Raw genomic sequence first — 22,763 nt, forward strand, 5'->3', positions numbered from 1 at the left:
TTTTTTAGTCATGCGATCATTTAAGACAGATACATTAGAAGTACAGATACATCCTTCCCGTATAGTCATGGGCGTTGTTGCTGCAGACAAGGTTGCCACCAGGATCTGGCAACTGCTGAAAGAACAGCCTTTTGTCAACATCATCTTTGCTGCAGCACCTTCCCAGCAGGAGTTCCTGGAAGCGTTGGTACTGCAGCCGGGAATCGACTGGCAGAGAGTGAATGCTTTTCATATGGATGAATATGTGGGCCTGGCGGCCGATGCTCCACAGGGCTTCGGTAACTTTCTGAAGGAACGTATTTTTTCCAGACTCCCTTTCCGCGAAGTGTTTTATCTCAATGGCAATGCTGCAGATACCGCTGCAGAATGTAGCCGCTATGCTGCTTTATTGCAACAGTATCCTCCCGATATCGTGAACATGGGCATTGGCGAAAATACACACATCGCCTTCAACGATCCGCACGTAGCCGATTTCAACGATCCGGCTTTGGTAAAGGTGGTAGACCTGGACGAGGCTTGCCGCCAGCAGCAGGTCAACGACGGCTGTTTCGCCAACATCACCCTCGTACCACGTTATGCCCTCACACTTACTGTTCCTGCGTTGATGCGTGGCCGTTATATCTACTGTATGGTGCCTGGCAAAAATAAAGCTGCTGCCGTAAAACATACGGTACACGACACTGTACAAGAGCAATATCCATCTACCGCGCTGCGCAGGCATCCGGCAGCCGTGCTGTTTCTGGACAACGACAGTGCACAACAAATCAGTTTATCATCTTTCAACATAAAATAAAAACAACATGACGGAAAATATACTGGCAGCAGTGGAAGCACTGTTGCAGCCATCAGCTGCGCTGGTAGCGGAAATGGCAGCGCTGGAGGGTGATATCCTCATCCTGGGCGTGGGTGGTAAAATAGGTCCCAGCCTGGCTAAACTGGCCAAACAGGCAATTGATAAATCCGGTGTGCCCCGCAAAGTGATAGGCGTATCCAGGCTTACAGAGCCAGGTTTAAAGGAACAGCTGGAACAGGATGGTATCGAAACCATCGCCGCCGATCTGATGAATGAAGAAGATCTGGCCGCACTGCCGGACGTAAAAAACGTATTATACCTCGCCGGTACCAAATTTGGCACCACTGGCAAAGAAGCCTTCACCTGGGCGATGAACGCCTATCTGCCGGGAAGAGTGGCGGAAAAATACCGCAACTCCCGGATTGTTGTGTACTCTACCGGTAACGTATATCCGCTGACACCGGTGTTGGCTGGTGGAGCAGCCGAGTCGATGGCACCGGCTCCGGTAGGAGAGTACGGGCAGTCCTGCCTGGGAAGGGAAAGGGTGTTTCAGCATTTCTCCGGAAAATACAACACGCCGTTGCTGATATACCGTCTCAATTATGCCAACGATCTGCAATACGGGGTACTGCTCGAAATCGCTAAATCGGTACGTGATGGTAAACCCATCGATCTGCGTATGGGACATGTGAATGTTATCTGGCAGGGTGATGCCAATGAAATGGCGCTGCGGAGTTTTACACATTGTGCGGTGCCGGCCAAACTGCTGAATATCACCGGGCCTGAAACAGCGCCGGTACGCTGGATTGCCGGAGAGTTTGGCAGGATTTTCGGAAAAGCGCCGGTATTTCTGCATGAAGAAGAAACCACTGCCTTGTTAAGCAATGCTGCGGAGAGTTTCCGTTTGTTTGGCTATCCGAAAGTATCGCTGAAGGAAATGATCGGGCTTACTGCTGCCTGGATGGAACAGGGCGGCCGCACTATCTCCAAGGCTACTCATTTCCAGGAAAGGGAAGGACAGTTCTAGCATCAAATGAAAAAATGAAAAAATAAAAAAATGCAAAAGGTCCCTGATTTATTATATAGTGGCACTGTAATACCAGCGCACCCGCTGGCTTTAAACCAGCACCGGCAGCTGGACGAATACCGTCAGCGCCGCCTTACCCGTTATTATATCGCTAGTGGTGCCGGTGGTGTGGCTGTAGGCGTACATACTACCCAGTTTACTATCCGTGACCCACGGGTAGGGTTATACGAAACGGTGCTGCGGCTGGCGGCAGAAGAGATAGCGGCGGCACAGCTTACCCGTCCTTTTATCCGGGTGGCGGGCCTTTGCGGGCCTACGGCCCAGGCGGCTGATGAGGCCAGGATAGCTTTGAAATATGGGTATCACATGGGCCTGCTGAGTCTGGGTGGGCTTAATCATCTTTCGGAAGGAGAACTGATTGCACATGTTCGTACGATTTCTGAAATCATACCGGTGTTTGGGTTCTATCTGCAACCCTCTGTGGGTGGCCGTATCCTGAGTTATCGCTTCTGGGAGCAGCTGGTGGAGATTCCGGGAGTGAAAGCTATCAAAACGGCGCCTTTTAACCGTTACCAGACACTTGATGTGGTGAGGGCGGTTTGTCATTCGTCGCGCTGCGAAGACATCGCATTGTATACCGGCAATGATGATAATATTGTGGCAGACCTGCTGACGACGTATCGCTTTACTGTCAACGGCCGGGAGGTGATCAAACGATTCGCCGGCGGTTTGCTGGGGCATTGGTCAGTATGGACCAGTCAGGTATTACCGCTCTTTGAAAGGATAAAAAGGTGTATACTTGAGGATTATTCAGGAGCAGGTGAACTGTTACAGCAAGGTATCGCTGTCACAGATATGAATGCGGCCCTTTTTGATCCGTCCAATGCGTTTAAAGGCTCTATTGCGGGCATTCATGAGGTATTGCGGCGGCAGGGGCTGATGGAAGGTATCTGGTGCCTGGATGAAGCAGAAACTTTATCTCCCGGACAGCTGGAAGAAATTGATCGGGTGGTGGCTGCCTGGCCGCAGTTGACCGACGACAATTTTGTAAAGGCTTTTCTGGCAAAGGAAACAAACATTGTCACCAATGCTTAAAGAAAAAATCCGCCAACTGGCAAGCAGCATACAGGAAGAAGCAGTGGCCAACCGCCGCTATCTGCATGCACATCCCGAGCTGTCTTACAAGGAAATAAATACGGCCGCATTTATTGCCGGTAAACTGAAAGAGCTCAATATCCCCTTTGAGCCGATGGCCAATACCGGACTGGTGGCCCTGCTCAGCGGCAATAAGCCGGATGATGGGAAGGTAATAGCTTTGCGGGCAGACATTGATGCTTTGCCAATCACAGAGCTGAATGATGTGTCTTATAAGTCTATGCATGATGGTGTGATGCATGCCTGCGGTCATGATGTGCACACTTCTTCGCTGTTGGCTACCGCCAATATTCTCAGCAGAATGAAAGATGATTTCTCCGGTACGGTGAAATTTATTTTTCAACCGGCGGAGGAGCTGATTCCCGGCGGCGCCAGTATGATGATCAAAGAAGGAGTGCTGGAAAACCCGCGCCCGCAGAATATTCTGGGGCAGCATACCATGCCGGAACTGCCGGCAGGTAAGGTAGGTTTCAGAGGTGGTCGTTATATGGCGAGCAACGATGAAATATTTATCACGGTCAAAGGAAAAGGCGGACATGGTGCGATGCCTCATCTGGGCATCGACCCGGTGGTGATAGCCTGTCATATTGTGATCGGGCTGCAACAGATTGTAAGCAGAAGGGCCAACGTTATGCTGCCTTCTGTACTTTCTTTCGGGAAGATGATAGCCAACGGTGCTACCAATGTAATCCCTGACGAAGTAAGGCTGGAAGGCACTTTCCGCTCGCTCGATGAAACCTGGCGCCGGGAAGCACTTGAGAAGATTCGTAAAATGGCCATCTCCATTGCCGAAGGCATGGAAGCACATTGCCATATTGAAATACATCAGGGTTATCCGGTGCTGGTCAACAATGAAAAGCTGACCGACATTACCCGCGCCCATGCAGCAGCGTACCTGGGCGCAGATAATGTGGTAGACCTGGACATCTGGATGGCGGCAGAAGATTTTGCCTATTATACCCATGCTGCAGATGCCTGCTTTTACCGGCTCGGTGTCCGTAATGAGTCGAGAGGCATCATATCCGGCCTGCATACCGCCACTTTTGATGCGGACGAGCATGCACTTGAAACCGGGGCCGGCCTGATGGCCTACCTGGCGCTCAAAACACTGGGCAACTAATCAGACAGATGTAACGTTTCGGTTACGCCCGTTTCTTCCAGAAAGTGGGCATCATGTGATACTACGATCAGGGTGCCCTGGTACGCAGCAAATATCTGTGTCAGCATCCGGATGTTGGTCAGGTCCAGGTTGTTGGTAGGCTCGTCGAGAATAATCATATCGGGAGCATGACTGTTGAGGGTCATGCAGCATAATGCCAGCCGCAGTGTTTCTCCGCCGCTGAGGGCGCTGCAGGGCTTATCCCAGCTGTCGCGGTCAAACAGAAACCTCACCAGTACCGTGTTCAGCCTCCCTTCCTCCAGGTTTATTTCATTGTTGTCAGCTGCCTGTTGCCACACGGTTTTGTTGCGGTCGATGGTGCTGTAGTCCTGGTCCAGTATGAGGCTTCGGAATGGAGCTACGTATAGCCTTCCCTGTTGGGCGGGCAGCTGGCCGGTGATCAGCCGTATCAGGGTTGATTTGCCGCTGCCGTTGTGGCCGGCGATGGCCAGCCGGTCGCCGCTTTTGACGAGGAGATCCAGTGGCTGCGGCCATAAGGGACTGTTGTCATTATAGGCGAACTGCAGTTGTTCTGCCTGTACCAGTATTTTGCCTTTATGTCCTGGTGGTGTGGCGAAATGGCCTTTCATGATGCGGGCTACCTGCTCGCCGGCGCTGGCGGAATCCAGTGCTGCCTGGAGTCCGGCTACCTTTTCGGCGTGAACATCCTGTATCCGCGCAGTAGTGCGGGCAGCCTGGTCTCTGCGGCCGTTCATCAGAATTTTGGGTATGCCGCCGTCTTTACGGCTCTTTTGTGAGCGGGCATTTTCCCGTTGCTGCCTTTCCATGGCCTGCTGCTGTTGCTGGCGGGCTTCCCTTACGGTCTTCTCTGCATGGGCGATCTGCTGCTGCAGGGCAGCTGTCTCTTCTGCCTTTCTCTGCTCATAAAAAGTATAGTTGCCACCATATACCTGCATCCGGCTGTCAGACAGCTCCCAGATGGGATTGCAGAGCTCAAGCAGCTGCCGGTCGTGGCTCACGATCAGCAATGCTTTGTTGCTGCGTTGTACCCAGTCGTACAGCTGGGCCCTGGCAGTTTTATCGAGGTGATTGGTAGGCTCGTCGAGCAGTATGGCGGCAGGGGCGGAGAGGTCGCTGCCGGAAAGGAACACCCGGGTTTTTTCGCCACCACTCAGCTGGGAAAAAGAGGCGGTGAGCGGGATATGGGTAATGCCCCATCTGTCAAATACCTGTTCGCAGCGGGCAATGATGTCCCAGTCATCTTCCAGCGCTTCAAAATGTTGTTCCTGCGTGTCGCCTTCGAGGATGGCGTTCAGCGCATGTATTTTGGCATCGATACCCAGTACCTGTGCTACTGTACGGTCATTAAACTGCCCGAAATGTTGTGGCACATAATATAGTGGTGCATGCGCGATCACCGTGCCACGCTGAGGCAACAGCTGCCCGGCTAAAATCCGCAGCAGAGTGGATTTGCCGGCACCGTTATCTCCGGTAATGGCAGCATGATCATTTTTATCCAGTGAAAAATGCAGGTCATCAAATAAAACCCTGTTGGGGGGCAGTTGATAGTGGATATGTTGTGCAGTCAATAGCATGATAAGGTTGTTTTCTGGTCTGAGTAATGTTCAACATAGGTTGACGTTTGCGGGCGGAAGTAATGACTGCTAGTCTCATTGGTTTAAATATTAAGATGAAAAAATCGTTGCTGGCCTTGCCAGAAGACGGGTTTGATAAATAATAAATATATTGAAATGCTTGCTGGAAGCAAGGTTCCGGAGCGGAACAGGTTTAATATGTGGGTGGATTAGATCACATGATGAGGGCAAAGATACTATTTTTTGAATTTATGCCAAAGGAAACACGAGATAAAAGGAGCAACCCTGGTCAGGATTGTTTTCAAACCAGATGCGGCCATGCTGTGCAGCCGTATATTCTTTACAGAGATAAAGGCCCAGCCCAATTCCTTTTTCATTGCTGGTTCCGAAAGTAGATCGTGCTTTGAGCGAAAATATTTCATGTGCTCTTTTGGCATCAATACCGGTGCCGGTATCACGGATAGTGATGAGGCATTCCTTTCCCTGTCTGCAGGCTTCTATGAAGATATGCCCACCGGGAGCCGTGAATTTGATGGAGTTGCCTATCAGATTGCGGATGATCAGCTGCAGCATGTTAAGGTCGGCCATGGCCATCAGTGTCTGGTCTATACGTGTTTGCAGGTGTAAGCCTTTGTTGGTGATCAGCGAAGTATTAATCTCGAGGACAGGCATCACGGCATGATATACATTTACCGGGGATAGATGTACGGTAAGGCCCTGCAACTGTGTTTTAGACCATAACAACATGTTGTAGAGCATATCCTGGGTATTGTTCACCATCTGCAGTAGTTCGGCTTCCAGTTGTAATTTCTGTTCAGCCGGCAGCTGTATATCTTTCATCAGCTCAAGATAAGATTGTATGGAGGCCATCGGGCTGCGCAGGTCGTGGGAAATGATGGAGAACAATTTGTTTTTTTCGGTATTCATCACTTCCAGCACCCTGGTTTTTTCCTCTCCCTGCTGCTTTTCACGGTTGTAGGCTTTTTTCAGGTACAGGGTTCCGAAAAAGATCACCAGCACACTGGTAAGGTAGGTGGCGGAGAGGTCTACCATCTTCGACTGACGGTCGGGGTACATGTTGGGCACCAGCTCCGGGTAATAATATTCAGTCAGTACCAGCGCAGCCACCAGCAGGAGATTGAAGCCCAGCCACCAGCTATATTGCCCGCGGGGGGATATGATCATCACCAGAAAAAAGGTAAGGGTGAAAGTCATCAGGCTGGCACCGGAGATACCGGAACTGACAAAATACACCATACCAAACAACAGGTTGACCGTTATCACGGAGATGGCTATACTGAGTGATGCCCTGTTTTTGAAGCGGGAAAGAAAATACAATGCCGCTAATACCAGGAGCATCACGCCAAACAGCAGGCCGGTCATTTTAAGTCCGGTGAAATAATTAAAAGGAATCTGTACAGCACTCACCAGTATGGCTATCAGGCACATGGAGTTGAATATGCGGTTTTCGAGGGTTACTTCTTCGGGAGGGCCCACCAGGTACAGGATCCTTGCTTGCAGTCTTTTACTGTAATCACTTATCATAGAATGTGGCATGTGCAAAGCTAAATAATTGGCAGGTTAGAAACTGGTCTACCTGAATTTTCCAAACTGGACTAATCAAAACTAACAGCTTAGTGTGAAATTTACATACTAAAAAGCGTACCACATTTTTTTGAAAACCACGACGATCATTAATAGGAACAACGAAATAGGATAATGTTAGCAAAGATAGCCCAGACCTATCGGTCTTCTTTCAGTGGCCTTAGTAAGGAAACCTGGTTGCTGAGCCTTGTAATATTGATTAACCGTACCGGAACCATGGTGGTACCTTTCCTCAGCATGTACCTCACCCAAAACAAACACTGGACCATTGCGGATGCAGGCATCATCATCACGCTCTTTGGTATAGGAGCGGTAATGGGCTCCCTGGCAGGAGGTTATTTTATTGACAAGCTGGGATTCCGTTCTGTTCAGATTTTCACTTCCATTACAGGAGGGGCGCTGTTTATCGCCTTTGGTTATATTGACCATTTCGCGGTATTGTGTGTGATGACAGTGGTCCTGAGTTTTGTGGCAGAAGCTTTCCGGCCGGCCAACGGAGCTGCTATTGCGGCTTATTCCAAACCGGAGAATCTTACCCGTTCCTATTCCCTCAACCGCTTTGCCATGAACCTGGGTTGGGCGCTGGGTAGCTCTCTGGGTGGGATACTGGCAGCGATCAACTATCACCTGCTGTTTTGGGTAGAAGGCTGTGTATACATACTGGTGGGGCTATTGATCACTGTACTGTTGCCGGCTAATGGTGGTCATCCCCGTACTAAGGCGGTGGCTTCTGCTGCTCCCCGCAACCTGCCGATCTGGAAAGATACTTTCCTGTTCCGCTTCCTGGTATGGATTACCCTGTACACTACTTCTTTCAGTTTAATATTCAGACTGGTACCTATTTACTGGAAAACAGACTGGCATATCGATGAATTTGCGATTGGCCTGTTGCTGGGCATCAACGGGGTGATTATCGCCTTATTTGAAATGGTGCTGGTAAGGCGCTGGGAAAACCGGAAATCGGCCATGTATTACATCGTTGGCGGAGTGATTGTGACGGCACTGGGTTATTTGTTCCTGATACTGCCGGGTCATGTGCCCATCACGACAGCTTTGATGGCGGTTATATTTATGACCGTAGGTGAAATGATGGTATTCCCCTTTGTAAATGCGGTGATCATGGGACGTTCCAACGATACGAACAGAGGACGGTATGCAGCTGCCTATGCCCTTACCTGGTCTGTTGCCCAGGTGGTAGGTCCGGGTGGTGGCGCACTCATCATTGAACGCTGGGGCTTCGCGGCATTATGGATAGTGATGGTGGTGTTATGTTTGGGCTGTGCTTTCGCGTTATGGCGTCTTCCATTTAAAAAAACTGTGGTGGCCTGATATACCACTCTTCCCCTGGCTGAGTGTTTAAATCTGTATATTTATAGCTGATTTAAACCCTAAAACAGTTTAGATGGGAACCATGGATACCGTTACTTCTGGCAAGTATCATTTTCTGGCTGGCGGTGGTGAAACCGGTGAACTTATACGCCACTATCCCTGGGAAAATACTGTACTGGGCCCTGTGGACCAATGGCCACAGCCCTTAAAAACCTGTATCAGGATTATCCTGACATCCGGTCAACCTATGTTTGTTTGGTGGGGACCGGAACTTATTAGTTTTTATAATGATGCCAGCCGGATATTGGCTGGCAGCAAACATCCGGCTGGCATCGGACAGCCCGCCAGGACTGTCTTGAAAACACGCTGGGAGCAGATAGGCGCCTTGGCAGAATACACCCTTCACAACAATGTGGGTACCTGCAACGAAGCATTGCTGTTTTTCACAGAGCGCAATGGTTATTTACAGGAAAGCTATTACACTTTCTCGCTGAGCCCCATTCCGGGCAACAATGGTGTGCCGGAAGGAATTCTGTGTACGGTCACCGATGAAACTGACCGCATTGTGCAGGCCCGTCAGATGAAGACCCTGCAGGACCTGACAACGTTTAATCTCAACAGCCGGCGGATACAGGACGTGTACATCCATAGTTTGCTGGCCTTGCGCGAAAACCGCCATGATTTTCCTTTTGCTGTTTTTTATGAGACAGATCAAGATACTCACCTGAAGGGCTATACGGCAGATGATCTGCCGGAAGCTGCTTTCCCCCGTTCTGTAACCCTGACAGATGAAAATTTTCATTGGCCTGTTGCAGAGGTGTTGCGGTCGCATCGGATGGCACAAGTGCAACAGCTGCGGGAGAAGCCATGGCAGCTGCCGGCAGGAGCCTGGGAGCAGGCACCGGACCAGGCAGTGCTGATACCGGTGATACATCACTTTACGAATACGCTTTATGGCGTACTGATTGTAGGGCTCAACCCGTATCGTCAGCCGGATGACGCATACCTGGCTTTTCTCCGGCAGGTGGGTGATCAGCTGGCAGCTGCCATTACCAGTGCCGGGACCTATGTGGCCCATCAGTTCCGCGATTTGTTCCGGCAGGCGCCGGCAGCGATTATGTTACTAAAAGGCGTGGATGATATTGTGGAAGTGGCCAACAGCCGGTATCATCATTTGCTGCAAGGACTGCCCGCAGCCCTTTATACCTGCGACAAAGCCGGTCGTATCCTGTGGTTTAACCAGGCTGCCGCCACCTTGTGGGGACGCGAGCCGATGATAGGCCATGATATGTGGTGCGGCTCCTGGAAAATATTTGAACCAGACGGCATCACGCCGGTGCCACTGGATACCTGCCCGATGGCCCGGGCATTGCAGCAGGGAGAAGCGGTAAGAGACGTGGAGATAGTAGTGGAAAGACCGGACGGGACCAGACGGAATGTGCAGCCCTACCCGGACCCCATCTTCGACGAAGAAGGTCGTGTAGCCGGTGCCGTTAACATGCTGATAGATATCACAGAGTTAAAAATGACCCAGGCACATATGAGCAGACTGGCAGCTATCGTGGAATCCACCGACGATGCTATCATCAGCAAAACACCGGAAGGTATCATCTCCAGCTGGAACCCGGCAGCAGAAAGACTTTTCGGTTACACCAGCGAGGAAGTGACCGGAAAATCCATCCTCATACTGATACCACCCGACCGCACTGCAGAAGAAAAAGAGATCATGGACCAGCTGACCAAAGGGATCTCTGTTGATCACTTCGAAACCCAGCGGGTGGCCAAAGACGGTCGGCTCATCGATATCTCCCTGACCATCTCCCCGTTAAAAGATGCACAAGGCCGTCTTATCGGGGTGTCCAAAATAGCCAGGGACGTATCTGAACAGAAAAAGCTATTCTCCGCCCTGCAGGAAAGTGAAGCCCGTTATATGCAGGTGGCTATGGAAATGGAAGCCATCGTGGCACAACGTACCCGCGAACTCACCGAAGCCAACTTCTACCTCGAGAAGTCCAACAAAGAGCTGGAACAGTTTGCATTTGTGACGAGTCACGATCTCCAGGAACCGCTGCGTAAAATCCACACCTTCGCCGGTTTACTCTGTGAGGCCGGTGGACCGGCGCTGGACGCGACTTCCAGGGTGTATATCGAAAAGATGATGATCAGTGCCCGACGGATGTCGCAGTTGATTCATGACCTGCTGAACTTCTCCCGCCTGAACCGCACTGAGGATACATTTGTGCAGACAGATCTCAATGAGGTGATAGCACATGTACTGAATGATTTTGAAGTGACCATCAGTCAGAAAAAAGCGCTTGTCACCATTGATGCCCTGCCGGCCATACAGGCGGTCCCCCTGCAGATGAACCAGCTGTTGTACAACCTGCTGGGCAACGCCTTGAAGTTTACCGCGGAAGACAGAACACCGGAAATCCGCATCAGCTCAAGGGTGCTGCCGGAAGATGCATTAAAGAATTATCCTGAACTGGACCACAGCCGCAGTTATTACGAGATTACTGTGAGTGACAATGGTATTGGGTTTAACCAGGTGTATGAAGACAAGATCTTTCAGATTTTTCAGCGGCTCAACAACCGTACGGCCTATGAAGGCACCGGTATAGGGCTGGCGCTATGTAATAAGATTGCTACTAACCATAAGGGCTGCATCCGCGCGGTGGGCCAGCCGGGCGAAGGCGCCGTTTTTAACGTTGTTTTACCTGTCATGTAAATAATCTTCCTGTATCGGCGGATTGGTATTTTTTTTGAGTGGTGCAGTTGTATGCTATTTATCTCTTTTATTGTTGACCAAGTTTAAGCGCGTATCCATGATTATAAAAGAGCTGCAGGTGGTGATTGAAACACCAAGAGGAAGCAGTGAGAAATTTGATTTTGACCCGGTGTCCCGTTTTTTTGTATTGAGTAAGGCATTACCCGCCGGGATGGTGTTTCCTTTTGACTTCGGATTTATTCCCGGTACCAGGGGAGAAGATGGTGGGCCGCTGGACATATTGGTACTATCGGAATTTAAAACTTTCAGCGGTTGTATGCTCAAATGCCGGTTGATAGGAGCCGTCAAAGGAATACAGCGGGAGGCCGACGGCACACAGATCCGGAACGACCGTTATATCGCGGTGCCATTTGTTTCTACTGTATACAAGGAGGTTGATGTGATGCCTGATAAACTAATACGCGAACTGGAAATTTTTTTAGTGGCCTACCATCAGCTGGAGGGCAAACAATTCAGGCCCATGGGGTATCTGGATGCGGCGCCGGCTTACGAACAAATAAAATTTGTCTGATCACCGGAAACATTTCTGCCATTTTTCTTCGAGAACATCTTTCAATATTTTGCAGAGGGCATCAAAGGAATCTGGTTTGGTGAGGAATAGCCTGGCGCCCAGCGCCATGGATTCCTGTACATCTTCCACCATATCAGAGGTGCTGAGAATGATGATTTTTGTAAGTCCTCTGTGAATAACCTTTCCGAGCTCCTGCAGACATTCTTTGCCATTCATCATCGGCATGTTCATGTCCAGGAAAATATAGTCAGGACTGGCAATTTTTTTATGGGAGAGAAGGTCAATGGCTTGCATGCCACTTTCACAGTAATGAGTCTCTACTTCGGGCGAGACTTTTTTTATGGCTTCGCTGAAGAAGATCCGGTCATCCGCATCATCATCAATCAGCAGAACGGTATGTGGCTTCATATTGTTACGGTTCACTAAGGTTTACAAATGAAAAATTCTCGCTAAAAAAAATTTCTCAGTTGATGTTTTCAAGGATTTATAAATATCGGTCAATAAAAAGATAAAGTCAAATAGTAATATCAGTAATATAATTTAATGATAATAAACAAACCCGGCCAGTAACCGGGTTTGTTTATGAAGAAGAAATGCTACTTGTTACAATTGAAATATCCAAATAATAAGATATCCGAATTATATCATCTGCTTTATTCCTTCACGATCCGTTTGCTGATGATATTACCGTCCTGTGCCAGTTTGATGATATAGATGCCGGAAGCGTGGTTACCACTTCGGAAGGTGGCCTGGTAGGTACCGGCAGACAGCTGTCCGTTGACGAGTACGGCCACCGGTTGTCCGGCGAGATTATAAACAGTAAGGTTGGCCACGCCGGTTTTTTCCAATATATAAGTAATGCGCAGATCTCCACGGAAGGGGTTGGGGAAGGCGTCTATACTCAGTTTACCGGCTTTTGGCGGAGCATCGTTGACTGGCGTGAAGGCCATGGAAGCGCTGGTGCTGCCTGCGAGCGGAGCCACCGTTTTGACTTTTACTTCCGCATAACTGTTCCACGCGTTGAGGTTGTTGCCATGTCCCAGAATTCGTATGTACTTAGCCGTTACAGCGCTGAACGGGAATGATTCGAGGGCAAGGGAGCTGCCGCTGCTTTGCAGATTGGAGGCTACGGCCGTCCAGTTAAGTGCATCTGCGCTGACAAGGATATCGAATTTTGCTTTGCGGGTATCGCCTTTATAGAATGCGATGTCTACACCATTAACGGACTGGGAGCTGCCCAGACAGAACTGTATCCATTGCCCGTCGCCGCTGGCAGACCAGCGGGTGTTGAGATCGTTGTCGATGGCGTTGGAGGCTACGTTGCCATCATCACCGCTGGCTTCGGCGGGGTTGCAACCCGGGGCGGAACCGACGGTAATTGTTACAGGTGCGGAAGTAGTGCTGCCATTGCTGTTGTCGGTGACTTTGGCGGTGAGCGTGTAGGTGCCGGCTGCTACGTTGTTCCAGGTCCAGGCGTAGGGGCTGCCGGTAGCTTCTCCCAGTTTGGTACTACCATTAAAGAATTCCACTTTGGTAACGGAGCCGTCGCTGTCGGTGGCGGTAGCGTTAATGGTAACGGAAGCCGGCGACGTATAGGCGCTATTGTTAGCCGGTGAAGTGATGCTGACACTGGGCGGTACATTGGAAGGGCTGCTGTTGCCGGGTATCCACCAGTTACCAGAGATGAAGAGCTGGCATAACAGACTGTAGGAGTCGCTGTAATAGCCGCTCTTAGCGGTTTTCAGGTAGTTCCATCCGCTGTTGAGCCAGGCCTGGTTGCTACTGCTGCCTACAGAGGCGGCCACAAAAGGCCCGATGAACACGGCTTCCTGGCCGGTGCCGGAAGCGGTACCGTTCAGCTTATAACCATCTTTGATATTGGCAGGATTACCGCTGGTTTTGGTTTTGATCCAGTTCACCATTTTATTGCTGAGGGAGAGAGCAGTGGTATTGCCATACATGGCGTAGTCCATCACAATGCGAAGGGGTACGCGGCAGGCGTTGTAATTGTATTCATTGGTGGGAGGGTATTCGTCGAGGAAGTTCTGTGGCGCTGGTTCCGGCGGGTTTTTCACGACAAAGTCGGAGATAAGCCCTGTGCTGGGGGAGTAGGTGGCAGAAAACTGTGTATACACGTTATAGAGTGCGTTGATGACGTTATTCCAGGTGGCATCATTGGTTTCCTGGTAAAATGACCGCATATGGTCCATCATCCAGTCGGAGGGGCGGGTATTGAGGGCGGTCTTGGTGTCCCAGTCACCGAGGTTGAGGCGGTTGCTGTTGGTCACATAACTCGCTTTGAGCCCTTGATTGATCATGGTTTTAGCTTCATTGAGGTAGTTGATGGTACCAGCGGAGCCCCACTGGTAGTGAGCAAGAATGAGAGAGTAGGCGATGTCCATGTCGCCATCGGTAGCGGAGTCAAAGTGGCCCTGGGCCGCTGTGTTATCCGCTACTACCCAGCCCATTAGTTTGCTGTTGTTGGGGCTGTGGTAGGCTTTGAATGTTTTGTACAGTCCATCATAAATGGTTTTGGCGGCAGGGTCGTGGCCAGCCATCAGCACGGTGATCACCATGCCGTAACCGTGCCCTTCGGAAGAGCCCAGCGGTGTAAATCCGTCTGCACTGCCGGTGATGTCTCCTTTTACATAATAACCGCCCGGCAGGGAGCTGAGATTATGTTTGAGGTAGGTAGCTTTCCAGTAATCGTAATAACTGGCTACGCTGGCGTTCATGTCTGCCTGGGTAACGTTGTTGGGTTTGATACAGTTGGGATAACTGATGGCTTGCGGATAAGGCTTGTTCTGAGCCTGTACCAGAAGGCTGGCGACACTTAACAGGCCGGCCAGAAAAAACAATAAATGTCTGGTCATAGAGGGTTTGTTTTAGGGGTGAGTTATTGAGAAATAGATCTTGGATTGTTTGGGTTAATGCACTAATACTACAGGTCTCCTTTAAAACTACAGGTCTCCGGGTTATCAATCTTCAATCGATTGCATTGTAATTTCAAATTAAGTATTTTTTATCAGATTTGTTGATTGAAATTTATGCGGTGAGTGACTTTTAACATGGAGCAGATTGATAATGATGAAATTGGAGGGATAAAAAAAATTACAGTCCCCGGTAAATAGGCCGGGGACTGTATTAATAGCGCACTAGCAGCGGCATCAGGGTGTATAGGTCACACTGCTGCCATACAGGATGTTGGACACCCCGGAGAAATAGGTGGCTTTGTTGGTGCTGGTGAGATTGTACCAGAGATAGACACCATAGCCATTGTTTTTGGTTTGGGTAGCCAGGGAGTTGGCGGTACTCTGACCGGTGGCCATGATGTCTACTGCGGCAGGCCCCAGATTGGCTTTGGTAAGCCCCGCTACATTAGGCACGGAATAGGTACCATAGAAAGCATTCCAGCTGTAGTTAACGAAATCACCTGCTTTTTTGCCGCCCCAGGATAAGCGGGAGGCTGCCGGCCCGTAATAATAAAACGATATTATTTTGGTGGGCATCAGCTGCCGCAATTCATCGAGCAGCATTACAAAAGAGCTGTCGTTGGGCTGAGGCAAACCATTATTGCCATAGTCGGCATACTCGTCATCAAAATCGATACCATCGAGGCCGTAGTAGTTGGCGGTATCGGCGAGCTGCTGTGCAAAAGCCCTGGCGGCAGTACGGCTGGTGAAGTTGCAGAAGCCTGCTCCCTGGTGGTTTCCAAGGATAGATAATAATACTTTCATGCCTTTGTTTTGTAAAGGCACAATCTGTGTGGCTTTGTTGACCAGCACATTGGTAACATTCGGGTTGTTGTACAGTACTGCTTTGCCGGTACTGGTGTTGTAATTGATGTTCGCTGCAAAAATGATGGCGATGTCAAACAGTTGTTGCCCGCCGGTAGTCAGTGTATACTTGCCCGTGTTGAGCAGGCTGTTACTGTTGACTTCCACATAGCAGACAGATTTGCCGCCGGCTTTGGTAACGCTTTCTACTTTGGGTTGGGTGCCGGTGGGGGAGGCATCAATAGGGGCTTCTTCTTTTTTACAGGAGGCTGTAAAGAGCAGGGTTGTACATGCGGTCAGTACTGCGACCGACGACCATACGCGGAATTGTTTTTTCATACCGGAATTTTTAATTGGTTAAAAATGGAAGTAAAAATTCCCCGGAGTAAGGCCAGTAAATATTGGTTCAGAAATTGGTTGAAACGCTGATTTAAAAATGATTTTTCTGATCTCCTGATGAGCGAAGATTGGAGCGAAGAAGAGAGACGGAAGAGAGAGAGCATCCGGATATTATTGCGCGATATATTAACCTATACAACTATCTAAGCAATTATCTCCGCTCCGCTCTCCACTCATCAGGAGTATCAGCGACATCAGATCAATCAGGGCTTGTCCCACCATAGTCTGGTGCCGCCGTTGTCGGCCGGTTGGCTCAGCAGGCCAATGGCTTTGTTAACAGCTGCACCGTTGGTATTATATTCATTCTGGGGGAAGGGGAGTCTTCTGACTTGTATTTTGCTGTCGATGGTATTACCGCTGTTGTTATTGACAACAGGGAACAGTTTAGGATAACCGGTACGGCGGAATTCCGTCCAGGCTTCCTGTCCTTCGGGGAACATGGCCAGCCATTTCTGGGTACTGATACGTTCCTGTTTTTCCGCAAGCGGAGCACTTTCCACCCATTTCACGGTAACATGGGAAGGGGTATCGATGTTGTTTTGCGTGTTTTTCGGATCAACATAAGCATCCGGTGTATTGGTGCTGTTGTTGACATAGCTGGCATCAACCGCATGCCATTGCTCCAGAGAGGTGTTGATACCTTTTTCATACAGATCCTGTACAGTACCGCCGGCATTGTTAAAACCGTTGAGGGCTGCTTCTGCGCGCAGGAAATATACTTCTGCGGCAGTCATCAGCTGTACAGGTGTGTTGAGCTTAAACATACCACCCTGGTAGTTGATGGCGGAATAACCCACATAATCGCTTTTGCTGTTGGAGCTGGTAATGCTGCCCAGGCGAATACCTACATACTGTGAGGGGATGGCAGCATCCGTAGACCGCGACATGTATCTGGACAACCGCGGGTCTTTGTAACCGGTCAGGTAACACTGCAGGGATGCGTTGATCTGGATATCATTCCAGTTCTGCGCGATGAACACCAGCGGATTCGTATAGCCGGCACCGATAATTTTTACGTTCATGTTGCCGTCGTTGGTGGTGATCACACCGCCTTTGGCCGGGTCCAGGGCTTTTTCTGCCTCTGCCTGTGCAGTAGCTTTGTCTGCCTTGATGATATGCATGGCCAGGCGCAGGCGTAGTGAGTTACTGAACTGCAGCCATTTGGTGAAGTCTGCATCATACACCAGGTCGAAATTACTAAAGTTGAAAGGCAGTGTTTTACCGCTGCTGATAAAGTCGCGCAGGGCGGCGTTGGCAGTGTCCAGCTCTTTAAAGAAGCGGGTGTACACTTCCTGCTGACTGTCGTAGTCGATGCTGGTTTTGCTGGTGCCGGCTTTACTATAGGGGATAGGTCCATAGATGTCGGTCACGCGGCTCATAGCGGTTACCTGTACAATCTGTGCTACTGCCCATACTGCCGGAAAGTCTTTCGGAATATTGGATGCCCGCAGTTTGGCCAGTTGTCCCATCACGCTGAGATAGCCTACTTTAAAGGCTTCGCCGTTCCAGCCATTCATCATAAAATAACTCAGGTTGTTTCTGCCACCGTTAAAGGGGGTGGCAGAAGCCATATAACCTGAGAAGCAGTCGGCATTCAGATTTTGTTGTAACTGGAAAGAGTTGGGATCGCCACCGCCGGAGAAGTTGTAGATCGCCATGGTAGCTGTTTTTAAATAGCTGAGGTTGTAGAAGTCAGCTTCGAGCATATTATCAGGGATGCCGGTATTATCTGTATTGTAGCGTTCAAAGTTTTTGGTGCAGGCGGTCATGGCGAGCAGCAGTCCTGCTGCTATGGCCGGCAGGCGGTATTTACCGGAAAATATATTGGAACGTTTCATTTTTTCTTTTTTAATGGTGACAAACATCGGTTAGAAGGTAGCATTCAGCGTCAGGCCATAGTTGCGGGTAGCCGGTGGCATGAAGATGTCTACACCGGACATACTGTTGAAAGTAGACATGGTCATTTCCGGATCGTATGGCGCTTTCTTGTAGAAATAAAGCAGGTTGCGGCCGGTGAGTGACAGGCGCAGGGCTTTAAACACATTGTTTTTTACCGGGAAGGTATATCCAAGCGACAGCTCCCGTAAGCGTACCACTGTGGCGCTGTACATATATTCGCCGGATACGGCTTCACGGCCGCCGATGGTGCCATACCATTTCTGCGGGTCTACACTGGTAACTGCTTTCTGGTCCGGACCTACACCGTTAACGGCTACACCGCCTGCATCACGGGCGTCACCGGTAGCTTTGGATACACCATACTGGTCCATTACAGACTGGGTTACAGACATCACCTCTCCACCAAATTTGCCATCTATCAGGAAAGACAGTGTCAGCGCACCATAGGAGAGATTGTTATTCCAGCCCAGCTGCCATTTGGGATTGGGGTTGCCCAGGTATACAAAGTCACCGCCCTGTTTGATAGGCGCACCTTTGTCATCGATCATGATACGGCCCTGTGCATCTTTCTGCAGCACGGAACCATAGATATCACCGAAAGAACCACCTACCTTGAATTTAGACACATAGTTGGCGCCGGAAGCACCACTCAGCACAAACTCAGGATTGGTAGTGGCCAGTTCCACAATACGGTTGTCGTTTACGGAGTAGTTAATACCAGTGTTCCACTGGAATTTACCCCCACGGAAAACATCATAACGTACCACTGCTTCTATGCCTTTGTTCTGGATATTTCCGGCATTGAAATAAAAGTCACTATAAAAGGTAGCATCTGAAGCACGTACGCTCAGGGTCTGGTTATGGGTGTTGGTTTTATAGTAAGTAATGTCTGCAGTCAGCCGGTTGTCGAGGAAACGCCATTCCATACCGAACTCCATGGATTTGGTTTTTTCCGGTTTCAGATCGGTGAATGGTGCTTTGGTATTGGCGATAGGCGTTCCTACACCAAAGGTGTTCTGGGCGGGATTGCTTTTATAAGGGTCCGGAGAGTTGCCTACTTCTGCATAAGAACCTCTCACTTTGGCAAAAGAGATCACTTGTGGCAGCTGGAACATCTGGCTCAGTATCAGGTTGAGTCCTACAGAAGGATAGAAGTAGGAGCCATTGGGTGTGTAAGACAGGTTGGAAGACCAGTCATTACGGGCAGTGAGGTCGAGGAAAGCCATTTCTTTCCAGGAGAGGCTGGCACTACCGAAGGCCGACTGGAACTGGCCGTGGTTTTCCGGCAGCGCGCCGGAATTGAGTGCATTCAGCGTATTGAAGTTCTGAATATTAAAGACGTTGGCGATTTTCAGACCATCCTGGCCGGAGCCAAACTTAACGCCTTCTGTTTTGATATCACGGATACTGCCACCCAATATGCCGGTTAAACGGATATCTTTATTAACAGGCAGATTGAAGTTCAGCAACAGATCTCCATACTGTTGTGTGGTAGTGGAGTTGTTGTAGTTGTATACACCATTAGCGGGTGACAATACCTTATAGGTGCCTGCATACAGCTTTTGTTCATACACATCGTTGATGCGGTCGATACTACCGCGGCCCTGTACATTGAGCCAGGGAGTAATTTCATATTTTAAGAGCGCATTGAGCAGTAGCCTGTTACGGTTCAGGGAATTGGTGTTGCGTTTGGTGATCCACCAGGGGTTTTGCTGGATATCATCCAGATAGGCCCAGTTCTGCACCGGCAGGAAGTTGCGGGAAGGATCCGGCACTTCAAACTTGTCTTTGAAAGGTTGGATATTTTGTCCGCGGGGGAAGAGATATAAACCGGTGAGCGGATTAAAATACAGACCTGACAATGGTGTGTTGTCAATCTTCTGGGTCACATAGTTTACATCTGCTTCGGCAGTCAGTTTATTGTTCAGGAAATGTCCGGTTTCCTTAAAGTTGATGTTGTTGCGGCCCAGTTTATTGCCTGGCTCAATACCGGTGGCGGAAGTATTGGCATAGGAGAAGTAGGTCTGCATCTGTTCTGTACCGGCAGAAAGGCTGATGGCATTGGTGTAGGTCTGACCTGTCTGGAAGAAGGAAGACAGGTTGTTACCTGCAGGGCTGTTGAGTTTAGGGCCCCAGCTCTGCGGCGAAGTAGCGTTAGCCGGACCATAGTTGTTCTGGAACTCCGGTTTATATGCCGCCTGGGTGATGTTGACACCGGAGGAGAAGTTGATGGTTGTTTTACCTGCTTTACCGCTTTTGGTGGTGACGAGGATCACGCCGTTGGCGCCCTGGCTGCCATAGAGTGCTGCTGCGGAAGCACCTTTCAGTATGGAGACGTTTTCAATGTCTTCCGGGTTCATGTTGGAGATAGGGTCGCCGCCATCGTAGGCGTTGCTGCCGCCATAAGCGCTGGTAGGCTGGTTGGTGAGATTGTTGTTCATGGGTACGCCGTCTATTACGTACAGGGCCTGGTTGCTGCCGATACCGGATTTGTTACCGCGTAAAACTACTTTGGAAGAACCGCCTATACCAGAGGCGCTGGGGGAGATGGAAAGGCCGGCTACTTTACCGTTTAAGGTATTGATGAGGTTGGGGTCTTTGGCTTTGGTCAGTTCTGCACCGTTTACCTGTTGCATGGAATAGGTAATGGCTTTTTCGGAGCGTTTGATGCCGAGGGCAGTCACGAGTATGCCTGTCAGCTGGGTGTTGGAAGGCACCAGGGCTACGTTCAGCACTTCGTTATTGCCTACAGGCACTTCTTTGTTTTCATAACCCAGGTAGCTGAAAACGAGGATATCCTTTTTATCGGCCTGGATGGTGAAGGCACCTTTTTCGTTGGTGATGGTGCCTTTGGTGGTGCCTTTAATCTGGATGCTTACGTTAAACAGGGGTTGTCCGTTTTCGCCGGTCACGGTACCACGGATGGGAGCGGCCTGTACTACCGGTATTTCCGCCGGTTTGGGGCTGATCACAATGATCCGGTTGACGATAGCGTAATTGAGCGGTTTCCCTTTCAGACATTTGTCCAGCACCTCTGTGAGGGGGGCATTGTTCACGTTCATGGTAACAGGGCCGGAGCTTTGCAGGAGTTTTTCATCATATACAAACTCGTAGCCGGTCTGTTTGCTGATATTATTGAACACATCGTAAAGCGCCAGCCGTTTACCCTTGAGGGTAACAGTCTGAGAATAGGTTTTAGCGCTCAGGTGAAGGGTGATGGCCAATATGAAAGTGGCAGTTAATTTCATAACCAACAGAAATTTTCGCTGCAAAGGCCCGTGGTTGATACGGGCTTTGCCAGTAGTAAGTTGTTGCATACTTTTGTGTTCGTGGCTTTTAAATAATTCAGTTTCTAATGACAATGCGAAATTGGGTAGCCATTTAGTGCCGGGCTCTGACTGCAATCGGGGTCCGGTTTTTTCTACCCGCAAATGGTTGATGCGACTACGTATTCATAACATGAAATCTTTTAAACGTTAATAATTCTTACAGGTACAAGTGTTACTGCGACGCAACGGGCCGGGCGGTTATGGTATGGCCATCTACAGTGAATTTTACTCTTTGTGTGGTTTCCAGGGCTTTCAGCAGGGCTCCTGCATCTTCCCTGCGGGAGATGACACCGGTCAGGTCTATATCTGATACATTGCCATCATAAGCGACATCGATATCATACCACCGTGACAGCTGACGCATGATGGTTTTGATATTGGTGTTGCGGAAACGGAACTTGCCTTCTTTCCAGGCCAGTGTTTGTTCTATGTCGGCTTCGCTGATCTCAAAAGTTCCGCCGGCAGATGGTATGGAGGCCTGGTAGCCAGGTTTGAGCAGACTGCTCTCTGTGCCGCGGGCCACCTGCACCGTACCTTCCACCAGGGTAGTGCGGATAGCCTGCTCGTCCGGATAGGCCATCACGTTAAAACTTGTGCCCAGCACAGTAACGGTCATATCGTTGGCGGGTGTTTTTATTTTCACGCGGAAAGGCATTGCCGCATTTTTAGCGATTTCGAAATACACTTCTCCGGTTACTTCCACCAGCCTTTCCCTGCCAGTGAAGGCGGCCGGGAAACGTACGCTGCTGGCTGCATTCAGCCATATCCTGCTGCCATCGGCGAGGGTGAGCTGATATTGCCCGCCCCGTGGAGTGGCCACCGTATTGTATAAGGGTTGTTTGTTGCTGCTATTACCTTTGTAGGTGAGGGCACCATTGGTATTAACGATTTGCGTACTGCCCTGTGTGGCCAGCGCGCCGTTATTACTGCTGTCGAGGGTGATGGTACTGTTGTCGGCCAGTATCAGCATGGCTTTGCTGGAGCCTGGGGCCAGCGGGGCCTTTGGGTGAACAATGGCGACCGGCGCGGGTTCCTGCCTGCGCATCATCAGATAGGTGCCGCTGGTAATGATACCTGCTGCCAGTACAGCGGCTGCAGCATATATCCAACGTTTCCGCACGGTGTTGTTACGCACCGGACGCATCGGAGTGGTATGCAGTATCTGCTGCAGCAATACGGCCTTTTTTTCTTCCGGCCAGTTGGCATCCGGAGCTGCATGGGTATATAAGGTATGCAGGATGTCTGCCTTTATTTCTTCTTCAAAAGAACCTGCAACAACAGCCTCTTCCAGTTGCGACAACTCTTCCGGACTCAATGTCCCCTGCTTGTATTTTTCCAGCAGCTGTCTGATTTCTGTGACGGTCATTAATAGCGACTTTAGAATTGGTGACAGCTATAAAGACGAACGTCGGAAGCAAAAGGAGTATTCGGGGAGAA

The 22,763-nt window shown here is 49.9% G+C and carries 15 protein-coding genes; 7 read left to right on the forward strand and 8 right to left on the reverse strand.

Features of this window, described 5'->3' with window-relative positions:
• Positions 1-10 precede the first annotated feature (10 nt).
• Genes KD145_RS30385 through KD145_RS30400 form a run of 4 tightly spaced genes read left to right on the forward strand, consistent with a single transcriptional unit; the run spans position 11 to position 4,095 of the window.
• Positions 11-793 (forward strand): glucosamine-6-phosphate deaminase, encoded by a 783-nt coding sequence (locus KD145_RS30385; RefSeq protein WP_212003551.1) that lies wholly within the window; start codon positions 11-13, stop codon positions 791-793.
• A gap of 7 nt (positions 794-800) precedes the next feature.
• Positions 801-1,820, forward strand: coding sequence for an NAD(P)-dependent oxidoreductase (locus KD145_RS30390; protein WP_212003552.1), 1,020 nt, complete (start codon positions 801-803; stop codon positions 1,818-1,820).
• A 30-nt stretch (positions 1,821-1,850) separates the two neighbouring features.
• The gene (locus KD145_RS30395; protein ID WP_212003553.1) at positions 1,851-2,915 is read left to right on the forward strand and encodes a dihydrodipicolinate synthase family protein; all 1,065 of its coding nucleotides are present in this window, start codon (positions 1,851-1,853) and stop codon (positions 2,913-2,915) included.
• Positions 2,908-4,095, forward strand: a complete 1,188-nt coding sequence (locus KD145_RS30400; RefSeq protein WP_212003554.1) for a M20 family metallopeptidase — start codon at positions 2,908-2,910, stop codon at positions 4,093-4,095. Before KD145_RS30395 ends, KD145_RS30400 begins: the two co-directional genes overlap by 8 nt.
• Here the strand turns inward: KD145_RS30400 and KD145_RS30405 are convergent.
• A complete protein-coding gene (locus KD145_RS30405) occupies positions 4,092-5,690 on the reverse strand; it encodes an ABC-F family ATP-binding cassette domain-containing protein (protein ID WP_212003555.1) in 1,599 nt (532 codons plus the stop codon). The two genes, KD145_RS30400 and KD145_RS30405, sit on opposite strands and share 4 nt — an antisense overlap.
• A 249-nt stretch (positions 5,691-5,939) precedes the next feature.
• Positions 5,940-7,247, reverse strand: coding sequence for a sensor histidine kinase KdpD (locus KD145_RS30410; RefSeq protein ID WP_212003556.1), 1,308 nt, complete (start codon positions 7,245-7,247; stop codon positions 5,940-5,942).
• A 162-nt stretch (positions 7,248-7,409) separates the two neighbouring features.
• Between KD145_RS30410 and KD145_RS30415 the strand changes: the two genes are divergently transcribed.
• From KD145_RS30415 to KD145_RS30425, 3 genes are all read left to right on the forward strand, one after another.
• Positions 7,410-8,624, forward strand: a complete 1,215-nt coding sequence (locus KD145_RS30415; protein ID WP_212003557.1) for an MFS transporter — start codon at positions 7,410-7,412, stop codon at positions 8,622-8,624.
• 73 nt (positions 8,625-8,697) lie between these two features.
• Positions 8,698-11,352, forward strand: a complete 2,655-nt coding sequence (locus KD145_RS30420; protein ID WP_212003558.1) for a PAS domain S-box protein — start codon at positions 8,698-8,700, stop codon at positions 11,350-11,352.
• A gap of 97 nt (positions 11,353-11,449) precedes the next feature.
• The gene (locus KD145_RS30425) at positions 11,450-11,923 is read left to right on the forward strand and encodes an inorganic diphosphatase (RefSeq protein WP_212003559.1); all 474 of its coding nucleotides are present in this window, start codon (positions 11,450-11,452) and stop codon (positions 11,921-11,923) included.
• On the opposite strand, the gene KD145_RS30430 is transcribed toward KD145_RS30425, so the two are convergent.
• From KD145_RS30430 to KD145_RS30455, 6 genes are all read right to left on the reverse strand, one after another.
• Positions 11,924-12,331: a response regulator gene (locus KD145_RS30430; protein WP_113614050.1), complete on the reverse strand. Its 408-nt coding sequence runs from the start codon at positions 12,329-12,331 to the stop codon at positions 11,924-11,926. It lies immediately after the preceding gene.
• A gap of 245 nt (positions 12,332-12,576) precedes the next feature.
• Positions 12,577-14,796 carry a glycosyl hydrolase family 8 gene (locus KD145_RS30435; protein WP_212003560.1) on the reverse strand — a complete coding sequence of 740 codons (2,220 nt, stop codon included), beginning with the start codon at positions 14,794-14,796 and terminating at the stop codon, positions 12,577-12,579.
• A gap of 294 nt (positions 14,797-15,090) precedes the next feature.
• Positions 15,091-16,038, reverse strand: coding sequence for an endo-beta-N-acetylglucosaminidase H (locus KD145_RS30440; RefSeq protein WP_212003561.1), 948 nt, complete (start codon positions 16,036-16,038; stop codon positions 15,091-15,093).
• 263 nt (positions 16,039-16,301) lie between these two features.
• A complete protein-coding gene (locus KD145_RS30445; RefSeq protein WP_212003562.1) occupies positions 16,302-17,936 on the reverse strand; it encodes a SusD/RagB family nutrient-binding outer membrane lipoprotein in 1,635 nt (544 codons plus the stop codon).
• 30 nt (positions 17,937-17,966) lie between these two features.
• Entirely contained in the window at positions 17,967-21,314 is a 3,348-nt protein-coding gene (locus KD145_RS30450; RefSeq protein WP_249219654.1) for a SusC/RagA family TonB-linked outer membrane protein, read from the reverse strand.
• A gap of 184 nt (positions 21,315-21,498) precedes the next feature.
• Complete coding sequence (locus KD145_RS30455) at positions 21,499-22,692, reverse strand: FecR family protein (RefSeq protein WP_212003563.1); 1,194 nt, start codon at positions 22,690-22,692, stop codon at positions 21,499-21,501.
• Between the last annotated feature and the right edge of the window lie 71 nt (positions 22,693-22,763).

The organism is Chitinophaga sp. HK235 (assembly GCF_018255755.1).
GTDB lineage: Bacteria > Bacteroidota > Bacteroidia > Chitinophagales > Chitinophagaceae > Chitinophaga.